Annotated in this window: 12 protein-coding genes and 2 pseudogenes; 4 read left to right on the top strand and 10 right to left on the bottom strand. The window is 68.7% G+C overall.

Annotated features, from left to right (window positions below):
• Position 1: 1 nt before the first annotated feature.
• From LR394_RS27820 to LR394_RS27810, 3 genes are all read right to left on the bottom strand, one after another.
• Positions 2–982: an ABC transporter permease gene (locus tag LR394_RS27820; protein WP_231447502.1), complete on the bottom strand. Its 981-nt coding sequence runs from the start codon at positions 980–982 to the stop codon at positions 2–4.
• Between the two features lie 5 nt (positions 983–987).
• Entirely contained in the window at positions 988–2583 is a 1596-nt protein-coding gene (locus tag LR394_RS27815) for an ABC transporter substrate-binding protein (protein ID WP_231447500.1), read from the bottom strand.
• Between the two features lie 160 nt (positions 2584–2743).
• Positions 2744–3163, bottom strand: coding sequence for an Lrp/AsnC family transcriptional regulator (locus LR394_RS27810; protein WP_231447498.1), 420 nt, complete (start codon positions 3161–3163; stop codon positions 2744–2746).
• A 128-nt stretch (positions 3164–3291) separates the two neighbouring features.
• Between LR394_RS27810 and LR394_RS27805 the strand changes: the two genes are divergently transcribed.
• A complete protein-coding gene (locus tag LR394_RS27805; RefSeq protein ID WP_231447496.1) occupies positions 3292–4314 on the top strand; it encodes an ornithine cyclodeaminase in 1023 nt (340 codons plus the stop codon).
• A gap of 3 nt (positions 4315–4317) precedes the next feature.
• Here the strand turns inward: LR394_RS27805 and LR394_RS27800 are convergent, their stop codons facing one another.
• Genes LR394_RS27800 through LR394_RS27775 form a run of 6 tightly spaced genes read right to left on the bottom strand, consistent with a single transcriptional unit; the run spans position 4318 to position 10139 of the window.
• Positions 4318–4998: an FMN-binding negative transcriptional regulator gene (locus tag LR394_RS27800; protein ID WP_231447494.1), complete on the bottom strand. Its 681-nt coding sequence runs from the start codon at positions 4996–4998 to the stop codon at positions 4318–4320.
• A complete protein-coding gene (locus LR394_RS27795; RefSeq protein WP_231447493.1) occupies positions 4967–6451 on the bottom strand; it encodes an amidohydrolase in 1485 nt (494 codons plus the stop codon). The genes LR394_RS27800 and LR394_RS27795 overlap by 32 nt, the downstream gene beginning before the upstream one ends.
• Positions 6448–7566 (bottom strand): N-methyl-L-tryptophan oxidase, encoded by a 1119-nt coding sequence (solA, locus tag LR394_RS27790; protein WP_231447490.1) that lies wholly within the window; start codon positions 7564–7566, stop codon positions 6448–6450. Before solA ends, LR394_RS27795 begins: the two co-directional genes overlap by 4 nt.
• Before the next feature lie 14 nt (positions 7567–7580).
• Positions 7581–8333, bottom strand: a complete 753-nt coding sequence (locus LR394_RS27785) for an amino acid ABC transporter ATP-binding protein (RefSeq protein ID WP_231447681.1) — start codon at positions 8331–8333, stop codon at positions 7581–7583.
• Between the two features lie 2 nt (positions 8334–8335).
• Positions 8336–9247 (bottom strand): amino acid ABC transporter permease, encoded by a 912-nt coding sequence (locus LR394_RS27780; protein WP_231447488.1) that lies wholly within the window; start codon positions 9245–9247, stop codon positions 8336–8338.
• Positions 9234–10139, bottom strand: a complete 906-nt coding sequence (locus LR394_RS27775) for an ABC transporter substrate-binding protein (RefSeq protein ID WP_231447486.1) — start codon at positions 10137–10139, stop codon at positions 9234–9236. The genes LR394_RS27780 and LR394_RS27775 overlap by 14 nt, the downstream gene beginning before the upstream one ends.
• Positions 10140–10389: 250 nt before the next feature.
• Between LR394_RS27775 and LR394_RS27770 the strand changes: the two genes are divergently transcribed.
• The 3 genes and pseudogenes from LR394_RS27770 to LR394_RS43980 all read left to right on the top strand — a co-directional run.
• Entirely contained in the window at positions 10390–11709 is a 1320-nt protein-coding gene (locus LR394_RS27770; RefSeq protein WP_231447484.1) for an IclR family transcriptional regulator domain-containing protein, read from the top strand.
• 1190 nt (positions 11710–12899) lie between these two features.
• Positions 12900–13328 (top strand): transposase, encoded by a 429-nt coding sequence (locus LR394_RS27765; RefSeq protein WP_231447482.1) that lies wholly within the window; start codon positions 12900–12902, stop codon positions 13326–13328.
• A 344-nt stretch (positions 13329–13672) separates the two neighbouring features.
• A pseudogene (locus LR394_RS43980) lies at positions 13673–13798 on the top strand (IS3-like element IS1141 family transposase); the annotation flags it as partial.
• A gap of 255 nt (positions 13799–14053) precedes the next feature.
• Here the strand turns inward: LR394_RS43980 and LR394_RS43975 are convergent.
• Positions 14054–15333 (bottom strand): annotated as a pseudogene (locus tag LR394_RS43975) (reverse transcriptase domain-containing protein); the annotation flags it as partial.

Raw genomic sequence — 15333 nt, 5'->3', positions numbered from 1 at the left:
CTCAGGCCTCCGCAATGGCCGAACGGGGGTCGAGGATCGCCAGCGCCAGGTCGATGACCAGGTTGGCCCCCAGCACCAGCAGCGCGTACACCAGCACCACCCCCTGGATCAGCGGGTAGTCCTTGGCGGTGATCGAGGAGACGATCATCGAGCCGATCCCGGGCACCGTGAAGACCGTCTCGACCAGGACGGTTCCGGCGACCAGGCCGACCAGCACGACCCCGCCGGCGGTCAGCGCGGCCGCCACGATGTTCGGCAGGGCGTGCCTGAGGTACAGCAGCCGGCCCGGTAGCCGCTTGCTGCGGGCGGTGGTCAGGTAGGGCGTCTCCAGCACCCGCAGCATCTCGACATGCACGATCCGGGCCAGGTACGCCATCGGCCCGGCAGCCAGGGCCAGGACCGGCAGCACCGCCTCGGACGGAGTGCCCCAGCCGGCCGGTGGAAAGGCCCCCAGCCCGATGCTCAGCGTGGCGATCAGCAGGACGGCGAGCAGGAAGTTCGGCACCGCCACCAGCACCCCCAGCACCCCGGAGACGCCCAGGTCCAGGAGACGATGGCGGCCCGAGCGAGCCGAGACGGCCGTGGCCACCCCGAGCGGGAAGGCGCCGACCACGGCCACCAGGAACGCGACGACCGCCAGGGTCAGGGTGGTCGGCAACCGCTCCGAGAGCATCCCGGTGACCGGGCGCTGCGCGGTGACCGAGGTGCCCAGGTCCCCGTGCAGCAACCCGCTCAGGTAGTTGCTGAACTGGGTGCCCAGCGGCAGGTCCACGCCCAGCTGCTCGCGCAGGGCGTTCACCGTGGCGAGGGGGGCGGTGGGCCCCAGGGCCGCCCGGACCGGGTCGCCGGGCACGAACTGGACCATGAAGAACACCGAGACCAGCACCACCGCCAGGGAGATCACGGCCCGGCCCAGGCGCTGCAGAACGAAGACCAGCCGGGGTGAGCCGACGGCCGCGGCCAGTGCGGGGGCTGTCGTCACCGGCCTCAGCCCAGCATCCGGATGCTGGTGGGCTGGATCGATCCGGCGACCTCGGCGGTGGCCCCGCTGAAGAAGATCGGCGTGGTGGTCTGGGCCAGCGGGTACACGTCGGCCCGCTCGACGAGCTCGGTCTCGGCCTGCTGCCAGATCGCGCAGGCGCTCTCGGCGTCCTCGGCGGTGAACGCCTTCTCGGCCAGGGCGTTGTACTCCGGGTTCTCGACCGCCATGAAGTTGTAGCCGCCGTCCTCGGAGGTGGCGCCGAGGAAGAACAGGCTCAGGACCACCGGCGTGCCCGGGGCGATCTGGATGAAGCCGGTGTCCCAGTCGTAGGTCTGGTAAAGGTCGGTGGACCAGCCGGTCGGGTCCTCGGCGACCAGTTCGGTCTGCACGCCGATCTCCTTCCACTCCGCCTGGACCTCCTCGGCCGCGGCGGCGTGGCTGGGGGTGCCCGCGTCATACAGGAACCGGATGCTCAGCGGCTTGCCGTCCTTGGCGCGCACCCCGTCGGCCCCGGCCGGGTACCCGGCCTCGTCGAGCAGCGCGCCGGCCTTGGCCGTATCCCGCGGCGGCAGCTGCCACTGCGGGCCACCGGCCACGCACAGCAGCGGCGTCTGGTTGACCAGGGACTTCATTTCCTCGTAGTGCCCGTTGGTGACGATGTCGCCGACCGCCTCGCGGTTCAGGGCCAGGGTCAGGGCCTGGCGCACCCGCACGTCGGCGGTGGGACGGTCGGAGCGCTCGTTGAAGAGCATCTCGCCGATCGGGTTGGGGGTGCCCTTGTACGCGGTGCCGGCCGCCTCGAGCCGGTCGCGGTCGGACCCGGCCACCCCTGCGGCGTTCAGGCCGCCGGACAGCAGCAGGTTGGCGGCGGTGGACTCGTCGGTGACCACCTTGCCGACCACCGTGTCGGGCAGGCCCTCAGTGTCGCTGGTGACCCCGGACGGGCCCCAGGTGTAGTCGTCGCGCTTGGTGTAGGTGTACTCGCTGCCGGCCTTGGCCGAGGTGAGGGCGAACAGCGCGGTGCCGTCGGTGGCGTCCTTGAGCGAGTCCGGGTCGTCCAGGCCCTTCTGGCAGACCATCTCCACCGCGCCGGTCGAGGCCAGCAGGAACGGGTTACGGCTCTTGCTGGTGACGGTTAGCTGGTTGCCCTCGGCCTTCGCGGACATCTCGGCGGTGATGTTCGAGCCGTGCCAGAAGGTGCCGTTCTTCTCGTCCGCCTGGTAGGTGATGTTCGCGGCGGCCGTCTCGGCGCTGAATGCGCTTCCGTCCGAACAGGTCACGCCCTCCTTGAGGGTGTACGTGATCGAGGTGGGGGTCTCTTCCCAGCTCTCGGCCAGCCAGGGCAGGAACTCCCCCTCGGCCGTGGTGTAGACCAGCGACTCGTACGCGTAGGGCACCAGGGCGCGCTGGACCAGCGAGACGCCGCTCAGCGGGGAGAGGCTGCCCGGGTCGTCGTTGAGAGCCACGTTGAACGCGCCGCCGGAGACCGGCTTGCCGGTGCCCGATTCCGAGGGCTCGGCGCCACCGCAGGCCGCGAGGGTGACCGCAACGAGCGCGGAAGTGGCAGCCACCGCGCCCGCCTGGGAGTGTTTCCTGCTCATTGCCGTCGTCCTCCGACTCGTAACATCCGATAGGGACCCGATCTGCGACCCGAACCGCCGCGGGAGCATGTTCCGAGGCTAGGAAGCAGGCCATTGCCGGACAATGTGCCGGGAAGGCAAAGAATCCGGCGCGGTTGTGTTGCCGGCACGAAAAGCGCCCTCACATCTGCAGCGAGGACAGCAGCAGGCTGGTCTCGGAGTTCAGCACGCCCTCCACGGCGCGGATCCGCCCGAGCACCGCGTCGAACTCCGCCAGGGACGCGGCCCTGATGTCGGCGACCAGGTCCCAGGCCCCGTTGGTGGTGTGCAGCGAGGTGATCTGGGGCAGCCCGCGCAGCCGGTCGATCACCGAGGCGGCGGAGCGGCCCTCGATCGCGATGAAGGACACCGCCCGCACGTCCCCCTCGGACTCCGCCCGCACCCGCGCGGTGAAACCCAGGATCACGCCGCTGTTCTGAAGCCGCCCGATCCGCTGGGTCACGGTCCCCCGGGTCACTCCCAGGCGCCGGGCCAGTGAGGCGGCGGGTTCTCGGGCATCGGCGCGCAGCGCGGCCAGCAGGCTGCGGTCCAGAGCGTCCACTTCGGGTACCTCCGTTGCTTGGGGGCAGCGATCCGCCCGATGACACCGGGCGATCTGCGCGATCCGGCCGGGCAGAACGCCCGCTTCGTCGATTGTCCGCCTGCGCTGGCGAAACCTACATTCGAAGCATGCATTTCGTGAGCGTGAGCAACATGGCCCAGTGGGTGGCCGAGGCCGGCCCGCAGAACGTGATCGCCGGGATGACCGACGCCCTGGAGCGCGACTTCCGGCGCTGGCCCCAGTTCGAGAAGTCACCCCGGCTGGCCTCGCACTCGGCCGCCGGGGTGATCGAGCTGATGCCGACCAGCGACGGTGAGCAGTTCGCCTTCAAGTACGTCAACGGCCACCCCAACAACCCGCGGCACGGCCTGCAGACCGTCACCGCGTTCGGGGTGCTGGCCGACGTCTTCACCGGCTACCCGACCTTCATCAGCGAGATGACGCTGCTGACGGCGCTGCGCACCGCGGCCACGTCGGCCCTGGCCGCGCGCTGGCTGGCGCCGCCCGACGCCGAGGTGATGGCGATGATCGGAGCCGGCTCACAGGCCGAGTTCCAGGCCCTGGGCGTGCGTTCGGCCCTGGGCGTGAACCGGCTGCGGGTGTTCGACGTCGACCCGGAGGCCTGCACCAAGCTGGTGCGCAACCTCACCCCGCAGGGCTTCGAGATCGAGATCGTCTCCTCCCCCGCCGAGGCCGTGCGCGGGGCGCAGGTCGTCACCACCTGCACCGCCGACAAGGCCAACGCCACCGTCCTGCACGAGGCCGACATCCGCCCGGGCGTGCACATCAACGCCGTCGGTGGTGACTGCCCGGGCAAGACCGAGCTCGACCCGGCCATCGTCCGCGGCGCTGACGTGTTCGTCGAGTTTCCGGAGCAGACCCGGATCGAGGGCGAGATCCAGCTCCAGGAGCCGGACTTCCCGGTCACCGAGCTGTGGCAGGTGATCGCGGGAGACCGCCCGGGCCGGGTCGACCCGCAGCGCACCACGGTGTTCGACTCGGTCGGCTTCGCGATCGAGGACTTCACCGCCCTGGCCTACGTACGCGCGGCGGTCACCGGCACCCGGTTCGCCGAGCGGATCGACCTGGTGGCCGGCCCGGACGACCCCAAGGACCTGTTCGGCCTGCTCGGCAGCCCGGTACCGGCCTGAACCTCAGCCCGGGCGCTCGCCCACCGACCCGGACAGCACCGGCCGCTGCGCGGACAGGATCCGCTCGGCCAGCTCCGGATTGCTGTAGGGACCCGGCTGCCGCAGCGCGTGCACGATCCGCTCGCGCACGGCAGCCGGCTTGTCCTGGCTCATCTTGTTCTTGGCCTCGAACCGGGTGATCGTCATCCGGAACCCCACGGTCCCCCGCACGATCCGCTCGGCGTAGGCCTCGTTGGCCAAGGTGGCGCGCATCCGGAACGGGTTGGGCAGCGGATCCTCGAAATGGTCCACCAGCCGTTCCAGTTCCCGCAGGTTCTCGGCGTCCTCGAGGATCTGCGGCACGCCGTAGGCGTGCACCACCTCGAAGTTCCAGGTCGGCACCCCGACCGGCAGGTCGTACCAGCTCGGCGACACGTAGCCGCTGGCCCCGTAGAACACCAGGACGGCCTCGTGCCGGCCGAGCTCGTGCAGTTTCTCGTCGGGCCGCCCGACGTGACCGACGACCGTGAGCCCCGGGCCCGCGTCCTCAAGCAGGATCGGGTAGTGCGAGACCACCAGCCCGGTGGAGGTGTGACTGACCAGCGTGGCCCAGGGGTGGGCAGCGATCATCCGCCGCACCGCCGCCACGTCCTGGACCGCGTACTCCGGCGTCCTACGCATCGGCGCCCGCGCCCAGCCGGTCATGGGTGAAGCGGCCACCGACCAGCGTTGCCGCTACCGGCATGCGCCGCAGCTCGTCCGGGCCCACCGTGAACGGGTCGGCGTCCAGCACCACCAGATCCGCCACATCACCCACTTCCGGCCGCAGACGCCCGCGCATGCTCGAGGCCAGCGCAACGTCCAGCGGCAGACACTGCTCCGGATGCCAGGCGTCCCGGCCGTCCCGGCTGCGGGACGTGGCTGCCGCGATCGCGAACCACGGGTCCAGCGGAGCCACCGGAGCGTCCGAGCCCAGCCGTAGCGTGGCGCCCGCCCGGTGCAGCGAGCCGTAGGCGAAGGCCCGGCCGGTACGCCCGGCCCAGTGCCGGTCGGCCACGTCCCGGTCGTCCATCGCGTGCTCAGGCTGGATGCTGGCCACCAGGTCCAGCTCGGCGAACCGGGCGAAGTCCGCCTCGTCGACCAGCTGGGCGTGCTCGATCGTGCCGGGCATCCCCAGCTCCCCGAACACCCCGATCACCTCGGAGTTGGCCCGGTCCCCGATGGCGTGCACCGCGGCCTGGACACCGTGGTCGCGGGCCTGCACCAGCAGCTCCCGCAGGTGCGCCGGGGTGACCGTGGCCACCCCACAGCCGTGCACCAGATCGTGCTCCAGGCCCGGGTACGGCTCCCAGCACAGCGCGGTCCGGGTGTTCAGCGACCCGTCCACCACCACCTTCAGCCGGCCCATGGTGATCAGGCCCTGCTCGTCCAGGACGTCACCGGTGCGGTAGCCGTCCGCGATCGCCTTCGGCATCCGCTGCGGCCAGACCGCGACCTCCACCCGCAGGCTGTCCACGCCCTGCGCGGCCCGGGCCGGCCAGTCGGTGATGTTGTCCTCGTTCTCGAACTCCACCACCCCGACCACGCCCCGCGCGGCGGCCGCCTGGGCCGCGGCCCGGTACTGCGCGAGAGTCGGGGGCGCGGCCTGCACCAGCGCCCGCCCGGCCTCGAACCAGGCCGACTCGCGGACCAGGCCGAACTCGTCCGGCTCGGCCCCCAGGCGCCCGGCCGCCGCCGTGTTCATCCACGCGCAGTGCAGGTCGCCGCTGATCAGGACCACCGGCACCGCCCCGGTGACGGCGTCCAGCCCGGCCAGGGTGGGCGGCTCCGGCCAGGTGCCGTCACGGAAGCCGTACCCGGACAGGAACTCCCCCTGGAAGGCGCCCAAGCCCTGCCGCACCTTGTCCAGGACATCGGCGGCGCTGGTGGTGGCAGTCAGATCCAGCCGGGACTGCTGGATCGTCCACTGGGTGAAGTGCAGGTGCTCGTCCCACAACCCCGGGGCCACGATCCGGCCGCCGAGGTCGATGCGACGCCTCGCTTCGACGATCGTGGTGCCGGCCGGAACGATCGCGCTCACCCGAGCATCGGTGACCACAACGTCCACAAGCTCTTCGCTCTGGAGCAACCGGGCGTTGCTCAGCACCAGGACACTCATGCCGCACCCACCGCGAAGGTCGAGATGTCGTCGGTGGTCTTGCCGTCGACCGCCAGCTCGGCCAGGACCCGCCCGATCGCCGGGGCGAACTTGAAGGCGTGACCGGCCCCCAGCGCCACCAGCACGTCGGGATACTGCTCCAGCGGGCTGATCACGAAATTACGGTCCGGGGTGATCGCGTACTGGCAGGTGACGGTGCGCAACACGTCTCCACTGCCAGGGATCTTCGCGCTCATGAAACCTCCCAGTTCCTCCAGCAGACCCGCCGAGGGAACGAAAGTACGTTCCTGCGGGCTCATCACATTCTCCGACAGATCACGCGCAGCCTTGATCGTCGGCTCCCCGTAGGTCGGGAACCCATAGAAGCACTCCTCGTCCTCCCAGATCCACACCGGAAACCGCTCGCGGCCGAACGCGTCCGGGTCGACCGGGCTGAAGTACGTGACCTGCTCCTGCATGGTGACCAACGGGATCTGCGCCCCCAGCGGCTCCAGCAGCTCGTTCGTCCAGGCATCCGCCGCCAGGATCACCTTTCCGGCGCGGACGTCGCCGCTGTCGGTGTGCACGATCACTCCCCCGTCCACCGGAGTGATCTTCTTCACCGGGGTCCGGTCCCGCAGCGTCGCTCCGTGCACCCGAGCATGCATCTGGAAGGCGGCCACCGACCGGGCGGCGTGCACGATACCGGAGTCGGCGGTGTACACCGTCTCCACGTCCTCGCTCAGCCGGAACTGCGGCCAGCGCTGCGAGACCTGCTCCGGCGTGAGCATTTCGAACGGAACACCCGCCGCGGTGAGGCTGGTCGCGAAGTCGGCCGCCGAGTACGGGCCGTGCTTCGGGATGAAGACCACGCCCCCGGTGACCGTGACCAGACGCTCACCGGTCGCCTCCTCGAAGGCGGCCCAGTCACGGTAGGCCGACTGGGCCAGCCGCACGTACGGTTCCGAGCCGTAGGAGGTGCGGATGATCCGCGAGGTGTCGTGCGAGGCACCCCGCACGTGCCCGAGCTCGAACTGCTCGAAACCCACCACCTTCACGTCCTTGCGGGCCAGGTAGTAGGCGGCGGCACTGCCGAGGGCTCCGAGCCCGACCACGGCCACATCGAAAGTTTCCACAGCGATCACTCCTTCTAGAGGACTTTGGCGAGGAACGCCTGAGTTCGGGGATGCTGGGGGTTACCGAGAACCTCCGCCGGCGGGCCGCTCTCGACCACCACGCCGTCGTCCATGAACGTCACCGTGTCGGCGACCTCCCGGGCGAAGGCGATCTCGTGCGTGACCACGATCATCGTCATCCCGTCGGCAGCCAGATCCCGCATCACGTCGAGCACCTCACCCACCAGCTCCGGGTCCAGGGCCGAGGTGGGCTCGTCGAACAGCATCAGGCCGGGACGCATGTTCAGGGCCCGGGCGATCGCCACCCGCTGCTGCTGACCGCCCGACAGCGAACGCGGATAGGCGCCGGCCTTGTCCGACAGCCCCACCCGGGCCAGCAGTTCGTGCGCCCGCTCCCGGGCCGCTGCCGGCTTCTCCCGCCGGACCAGGACCGGCGCCTCGGTGAGGTTCTGCAGCACGGTCATGTGCGGGAAGAGGTTGAACTGCTGGAAGACCATGCCGATCCCGGCCCGGCGCTCGGCGATCTCGGCGTCCTTGAGCTCGTGCAGCCGGCCGCGGTGCTCGCGGTAGCCGACGAGTTCGCCCGCCACCCGGATGGTTCCGGCGTCGATCTTCTCCAGGTGGTTGATGCAGCGCAGGAACGTGCTCTTGCCCGATCCGGAAGGCCCGAGCAAACACATCACCTCACCCTTGCGGACGGTCAGGTCGATGCCCTTGACCACCAGATTGCCGCCGTAACTCTTGTGCACCCCTACTGCCTCGACCATGGTCATGGCTGCTCCTGTTCGGTGCGACGGGCCAGGAAGACGGCGAGGAAGCTACGCTGGGGAGTCCTCAGATCTCCCCGGCGGAAGTGCCTTTCGAGGTACATCTGCCCGATGGTGAGCACCGTGGTCAGGATCAGGTACCAGAGACTGACCGTGATCAGCAGCGGGATCACCTCGTAGGTACGCGAGTAGATCGCCTGCACCTGGAACAGGATCTCGGGGATCGCGATCACACTGACCAGCGAGGTGGTCTTCAGCATGGCGATGGTCTCGTTGCCGGTCGGCGGGATGATCACCCGCATCGCCTGGGGCAGCACGATCCGCCGGAACACCTGGCCCTTGCGCATTCCCAGGGCCTGGGCCGCCTGGGTCTGCCCCGGGTCCACCGACTGCAGCCCGGCCCGGACGATCTCGGACATGTAGGCGCCCTCGTTCAGGCCCAGTCCCAGGATCGCCGCCACCATCGGGGTGATCAGGACGTTGGCGCTGCCCGAGGCGAAGGTCGGGCCGAACGGGATGCCGATCGACAGCACCGGGTACAGCGCGGCCAGATTGAACCAGAAGATCAGCTGCACCAGAAGCGGTGTGCCCCGGAAGAAACCGATATAGAGAGCAGCCGCGCCGGAGACCACCGGGTTGTCCGAGCGGCGCCCGATCGCCATCAGCACGCCCATCACGATGCCGACCGCCATCGCCACCAGAGTCAGCCAGATCGTGGTGAGAAGACCGTCCAGCACCTCGGCGTTGAGGAAGTAGCCGAACGCCACGTCCCACTGGAACCGGGGATTGGTCAGGATCGAGCGCACCGCCAGGGCACCCAGGCCCAGGAGCACCGCCGTGGTCAGCCACTGGCCGTAGCGGCGGACCGGAACGACTTTCAGAACTGGGGACGCCTGGGTGTCAGTCGGTTTCATCGGTGTGGATCTCCGAGGTGGTGATGGCACCGGCCTGGACCTCCCAGCGAGCCAGGATCTCGGCGTAGGTGCCGTCCTCGATCATCCGGTTCATCGCCGCGGCCACCGCCTCCTCCAGACCCGAGCCCTGTGGGAAGGCGAAACCCCAGGTGCTGGGGTCGTAGTTCGCCTCGAGCACCTCGAACTGCCCGTTGGAGCGCTCGGCCTGGTAGGCCAGCGGCCCGTAGTCGGACATCGTGGCGTCGGCGCGACCGGAGGTCAGGGCCAGGGCGGCGTCGGCCGCGGTCGGGTAGACCGACACGTCGATCGCGTCCTGCCCAGCGGCGGTGCACTTCTCGGTGAAGACCGGCATGTAGTTGTCGGCGTACACCGTGCCCTTCTGTACCGCGATCTTGCGCCCGCACATGGTGTCCAGGCTGAGCTCCAGCGGATTGCCCACCGGCACGATCAGCGAGGTGCCACCGGAGAAGTTGCTGACGAAGTCCACCGCCTTGAGCCGCTCGGGGGTGATGCTGAACCCACCCGCGGCCATGTTGACCCGGTTGGTCTGCAGCGCCGGGATCATCGCGTCGAACTTGATGTCCTGAAAGCTGATCTCGAGGCCGAGCACGTCACCGATCGCCCGGACCTGCTCGATGTCCGCTCCGGCCAGGGTCTTCTGGTCGTCCGCGAGCAGATAGAACGGCGGATAACCAGGACCGGCCGCAACGGTGATCTTGCCGGACTCGGCGATCTCGGCAGGCACCAGCGCGGCGATGGACTCGTCGTAGGTGCCGGCCACGCTCTCGCTCGGTGGTGCGGCCGACGGCGACGAACTGGACGCACAGGCGCTCAGGAGAGTCAGGACTCCGACCAGGGCGCCGGCCAGGGTGGTGCGAACGGGCAGATTCACGGGAACTCCTTGCGGGCCGGGGGAAGCGGGCGTGGAGGTGGTGCGGTACGGGACCTTCGGCAACTGGCGGCCGAATGTCTGCGGACGCTATAGGAGCGTTGCGGCCGGGCAAGGCCGTGATAGGCATGGACCGCAATCCGGATACCGGAAGATTGCTGATTCTGCGGGAGGGGATCCGATGACCGTTCGCGTGTCAGCGGCGTTAACAATCGTTCAAATCATCGGTGGCCGTTGCGATCCCACCCAGCCTGTGCTCGTCGGCACCCTGGCCCGCGAGCTGGGCGCCTCCCTGAGCCGGACGTCCCGGCTGTGCTCGGAACTGCTCGAACTGGGTCTGCTCGCCCACGGCGACGCCTACGGCTCCTATGGCCTCGGGCCCCTGGCGGTTCGGCTCTCCGGCCGGGCCGCGGCCCCCTTCGCCCACACGCTGCGCTACGCGCTGACTCTGGCCGCTCACCAGACCGGCGAGACCGTCTGCCTGGCCGCCCGATCCGGAGGAACGCTGCGCATCACCGCAACGGTGGACTCGCTGTGGACCCTGCACGCCCAAGCCGATCCCGGTGATCTGATCGAGGACGCCACCAGCGGGATCGCCCAGGCCGACCAGAGGCCGGGATCCTTCGAGGACGACGAAGTCTTCGAGTCGGCCATCGGCAGCTGCAGCGAGATCGCTGCCCCGATCCTGAGCCCAGAGGGTGAGCACCTGGCCGTACTCGCGGTCCGGATGCCGGTGAATCGCTTGCCCCAGCACGGTCCTCAGGCGCGCAGTGCCGTGCGCAGTGCCCGTCGCCGCATCCAGGACGCGGTGCTCGCTCTGCCCGATCTCGGATCGGCCCCGACCGTTGCCTCGGACAGCAGCCTGGGCGCAGCTGTGCAGATTCTGTGGCACCTGGCCGCCCAGCCGGATTCCATCGCCGGCACCGCCCGGGCCGTGGGCCTGCGGGCCGACCGCACCCAGCGCTTACTGGCCTCCTGTGAGCGGGCCGGTCTGGTGTCGTCCAACCCGGGCCGCAGCCAGTTCCGGATCGGCTGGGCCGTGCACGCCTGGCACCGCTCGGTCGTCACGCCGACCCTGGCCCAGCTCGGCTCACCCTTGGTGGCCCGCACAGCCGAGCTCACCGAGACCTGCGGCTTCGTCACCGTTCTGCGCGGCATGCGCAGTCTCACCCTGGTCGAACACCTGTCGCGGCCCGGGACGGGGCTGCGAATGGCGCCGTGGCTGGGGCGGGCGCACCCCATCATCGGCTCGGACGGTGGACCAGTCCTGGTGATGGACCTGGAACTGCCGCAGATCGCCGAGCTGTTCCCACCGCGCTACACCCGGCTCGAGCTGGACCGGTTCCTGCGGCGGGTGCGGCAGGTGGTCCGGGACGGGGCGATCTCGATGGAGCCCTTCGACGACACCGGGATGCAGTCGGTCGCGGCCCCAGTGCGCGACGCCAGCGGGGCGGTGGCGGCGGCGGCCTGTCTGGTGGCCACGACCGAGCACTTCGCCGTCCACGGTGAACGCCTGGAGACGGCCGTACGGCAACTGGCCGACAGGCTTTCCGGCCTGCTGGGGCACGGGTAGGAGGGCGCCGCCTCACGAACTCGGTTTCCGCGTCGAGAATCTGGCGAAATCGCGGACGCTGCCGTCGAGGTCCTGTCAAACCCCTGTCCGGCCCGGCTCTCAAGCGATGTGCTGATCGGGCCGGACCGGCAGACGCCGGTCCGCACGTTCTGGACCATGAGGGATAGCGGTGCTTGACCGGGTGTTTCTTACTGCTGGCACTGGCGCTTTTCTGTGATCGTTCCTGCCCGCACCGCCCACAGCAGAACCAGTTCGGGTGACCCGGCTCCAGCGCCACCAGATCCAAGGCAGCCGGCAACGGGGTCGGGTGCTGGCCAATCGGATCGATACCCAGTTCCCGTCGCACATGACGAACTGCGCTTTCCGGGAGACGGAAGCACACGTTCGTCCGCGCACGCGTCTGCCCTCTCTGTCAGCCTTACGTGAGACAGACGACGTACTCTCATCTGTAGCGAGTAGGGCGAGATGTGGATCATGAACGGTGACTCTGACAATGGCAGATATGGCATCCCAGCAACCGGACGGGACGCCCCCGAACTCCCGGCCAAGGCCTGGATCAACCAGCCACCCACGGCCATCCAGACCGACCAAGAACTACATAAGACAGCAGCCTGACTGTCTCAAACAGGTTGACAGGTTCCGCTGCAGCAGCGCCTTCAGGAACCCGACCAAGAGCTCACTGTCGATGTCTTCGGATGTCGCGCACGCAACTGTGGCCAGTGCTCGACGCAGCCGCCCGACTACGCCCGGCCAATCCCGGCAGCGCCAGCCACGCCAAAGCCGGCCGCCAGAACTCCTACTCCTGCCGAACAAGGCAGGCCAGCACCACCCAGACCGCGTCCTTGGTCGGCCCTCCGTTCCCTGATCCAGCAGGAACGCTCGCAGCTGTGGCAGTGGGCATTTGCAGATCCAGTGTGTGCGCGTCGAACACCGGTGACTCAACAGCCGCCTGGGTATGCTCGACTAGCCCGAGCACACTGCTACGCCCGAACCGGCTTGCTTGAAGCTCTCTGGGATCCGGAGTGGCGGGCTTTCGGAGGTTGTTGTTTCACGGAATGTTTCGTACCCCCTGTCTGTCAGGGTGAGTTGAGGCCAGCGGCTCAGAGCAACCCCTCCCTTTGACAGGGCGAGAACTGGATCGACGAATCGTGAGTATGACCTTGGCTGGGCCGGTGGCTCAGGATGGTTCCATGAGTCGCAGGAAGCCCCGTGAGGGTGGTCAGGGCCCCAGGCCCCGCCGGTCGTTCACGCCGGCGCAGAAGCTGGAGTTGCTGGCCGGATACGAACAAGCCGCCGCCCTCGGTGAGGGCGGGGCGTTCCTGCGGCGCGAGGGCCTGTACTCATCGCTGATCACCGAGTGGCGCAAGGCCCGCGACGGCGGTCTGCTGCAGGGCAAGGACGCCGGCGAATCCGTCGGACGGCCCACCCCGGAGCAGGCCGAGATCGCCCGCTTGAAGCGCGAACTGGCGGTGAAGGACCGCAAGCTCGCCACGACCGAGGCAGCGCTGGAGATCATGGGAAAAGCGCACAAGCTCTTGGAAGCCATCTCCGAGAGCGAGGCCGAACAGCAGCAAATTCCGGACGCGTTCCGGCGCCCGAACAGGCGCGGCGGATCCTGATGAACGCCTACCGGCAGCTGACCGCGACAGGAACCAGCACCCGAGCCGCGTCCGCGCTGACCGGGCTGCCCCGGGCCGCTGAGGCTCGCGATCGAGCCCGATCTACTCCTGCGCCGGCGCGGCCAGCTCCGGCCAACGCCCTGAGCCAGGACGAACGTCAGGCCATCCGTGAGGCCCTGACCAGCGATGATCTGGTCGACCTGGCTCCGGCCGCAGCGTTCGCGGTGCTCCTGGAACAGGGCCGCTACCTCGGCTCGGTCTCCACGTTCTACTGGGTGCTGCGCTGCGACGACCAGGTCCGCGAACGCCGTCGGCAGGCCCGGCACGCGCCACGGGCGCGGCCTGAGCTGGTCGCGACCGGGCCCGGGCAGGTCTACACATGGGACATCACGAAGCTGAAAGGACCGGTCAAGGGCATCTACTACGACGCCTACGTGATGATCGACATCTACTCCCGCTACATCGTCGGCGGGGCTGCGCGCATCGACGCCCACCTGCCCCAGGACCGTACCGGCGCTGTGGTCGAGGGCCGCGACCAGATGCGGCGCCGCAGCGCCGGTGCTCAAGCGATTGCGGGCGCCGTCGGGTAGCCCGGCGCATTGCTGCGCCGGGGCCCCCTCAGAGTGAAGTGGGCCGCCAGCGAGGTTCCTCTGGTTGGGGTCCTTTTCTGTCGGCCTCTTCCCGAACCGTGCCTGACGCTTTCGCGTCACACAGCTCTCCAGCAGTCAGTTCCGGGTGGGTGTGGCAGTCCTGCGTCCGGCATGGATGTTCTCGTGGCATTCACGGCAGATGACGAGCGTCTTGCGCTGTCGTTTGGCCATGAGATAGACCCATGCCGGTTTGTCGGGTCGGTCCGGGCGGTTGAGGTCAGCGAGTTTCCGGACGTGGTGGACCTCGATCTGAGTCCGGGACTCGCAGATCTCGCAGCACTCAGCCAGGAGCCGATGGATCAGCTCGTTACGCCGGGCACTGGCCAGGACCGGAGCCCTTTCATTCAGGACCGCCAAGCGCTGGCGTTTGAGTGGTATCTCGCCGAAACGAGCGGTCAGTGACTTCTTTCCTTCCCTGGGCACGCCCACCTGGAAACAGGTCCGCTTCCCGTCCGGGGTGTCGATGACCCGCTTGTATCGGTGAGCCATCTTCGTGACGGTTGACCTGTGCTTCCCTGCCAGTGTTTTCAGCATGGATGTCTCCATGACCCACCGCAGTTTCTCCAGGCGGAACACGTCCTGGGCGAGGAGATAGTACTGAACCACTCCCCGGTACTCGGCCGCGTACTTCGCCACGATCGTGAAGTCCTGATCATGGAGCAGCAAACCGCGTTGCGCCGGAACCCCTTTGCGCATGTGGTTGCCACACTTGTTCCTGATGACGTCCCCGGGCACGAACAGCCCGATCCTCGCGTTCGCCGACCGACGACCCTGGGTGATCTTCGTATCGGCGTGCTGGGAACGGACCTCGTAACCGAGAAACCGCGCCGCCTGGCTGGTGGCGTGGGTGATCACCGTCTTGGACTGCGACAACTCCAGTCGCAGTTCTTCACGCAGGAACTGCGTGATCCGGGACTGATCTGCTCGGCCTCGTGCTTGGGTCCGGCGAACCCCAGCAGCCAGTCGTCGGCATACCTGACATACCGTAACCGCCGGTATCCGGGATCGTTCGGGTCCTGGCTGGGAACCCGGCGCCGCTGTTGAATCCCCAGCCGCACGCCTTCACGGTCCCCGGCCCTGCGGGCCCGGTCGATCGCGTTCTGCGCATCACGATAAGCCTGATGCCGTCGACGTCGGCGGCCGAGATTGAACTCAGGAAACAGAACCTGCTCGACGAACTGATCGAACCGGTCCAGGTAGATGTTCGACAGGATCGGTGAGGCCACCCCGCCCTGCGGTGCCCCGCTGAGCGTGGCGTTCCACCGCCAGTCCTCCAGATACCCAGCCCGTAGCATGTTCGAGATCAGCCTCAGGAACCGGCCGTCGTGGATGTCTTCCGCCAGGATCGAGAGCAT

It is taken from the genome of Kineosporia babensis, assembly GCF_021129305.1.
GTDB classification, from domain to species: domain Bacteria; phylum Actinomycetota; class Actinomycetes; order Actinomycetales; family Kineosporiaceae; genus Kineosporia; species Kineosporia babensis.
Note: the sequence above shows the minus strand (reverse complement) of the source record. Positions and strands in the feature narration are given on the sequence as shown.

Bases quoted from the DNA above. Each gene is read 5' to 3' on its own strand.
- LR394_RS27780 (WP_231447488.1), bottom strand. From the start codon at position 9,247: ATGAAACCGACTGACACCCAGGCGTCCCCAGTTCTGAAAGTCGTTCCG.
- LR394_RS27785 (WP_231447681.1), bottom strand. From the start codon at position 8,333: ATGGTCGAGGCAGTAGGGGTGCACAAGAGTTACGGCGGCAATCTGGTG.
- LR394_RS27805 (WP_231447496.1), top strand. From the start codon at position 3,292: ATGCATTTCGTGAGCGTGAGCAACATGGCCCAGTGGGTGGCCGAGGCC.
- LR394_RS27800 (WP_231447494.1), bottom strand. From the start codon at position 4,998: ATGACCGGCTGGGCGCGGGCGCCGATGCGTAGGACGCCGGAGTACGCG.
- LR394_RS27795 (WP_231447493.1), bottom strand. From the start codon at position 6,451: ATGAGTGTCCTGGTGCTGAGCAACGCCCGGTTGCTCCAGAGCGAAGAG.
- LR394_RS27765 (WP_231447482.1), top strand. From the start codon at position 12,900: ATGAGTCGCAGGAAGCCCCGTGAGGGTGGTCAGGGCCCCAGGCCCCGC.
- LR394_RS27815 (WP_231447500.1), bottom strand. From the start codon at position 2,583: ATGAGCAGGAAACACTCCCAGGCGGGCGCGGTGGCTGCCACTTCCGCG.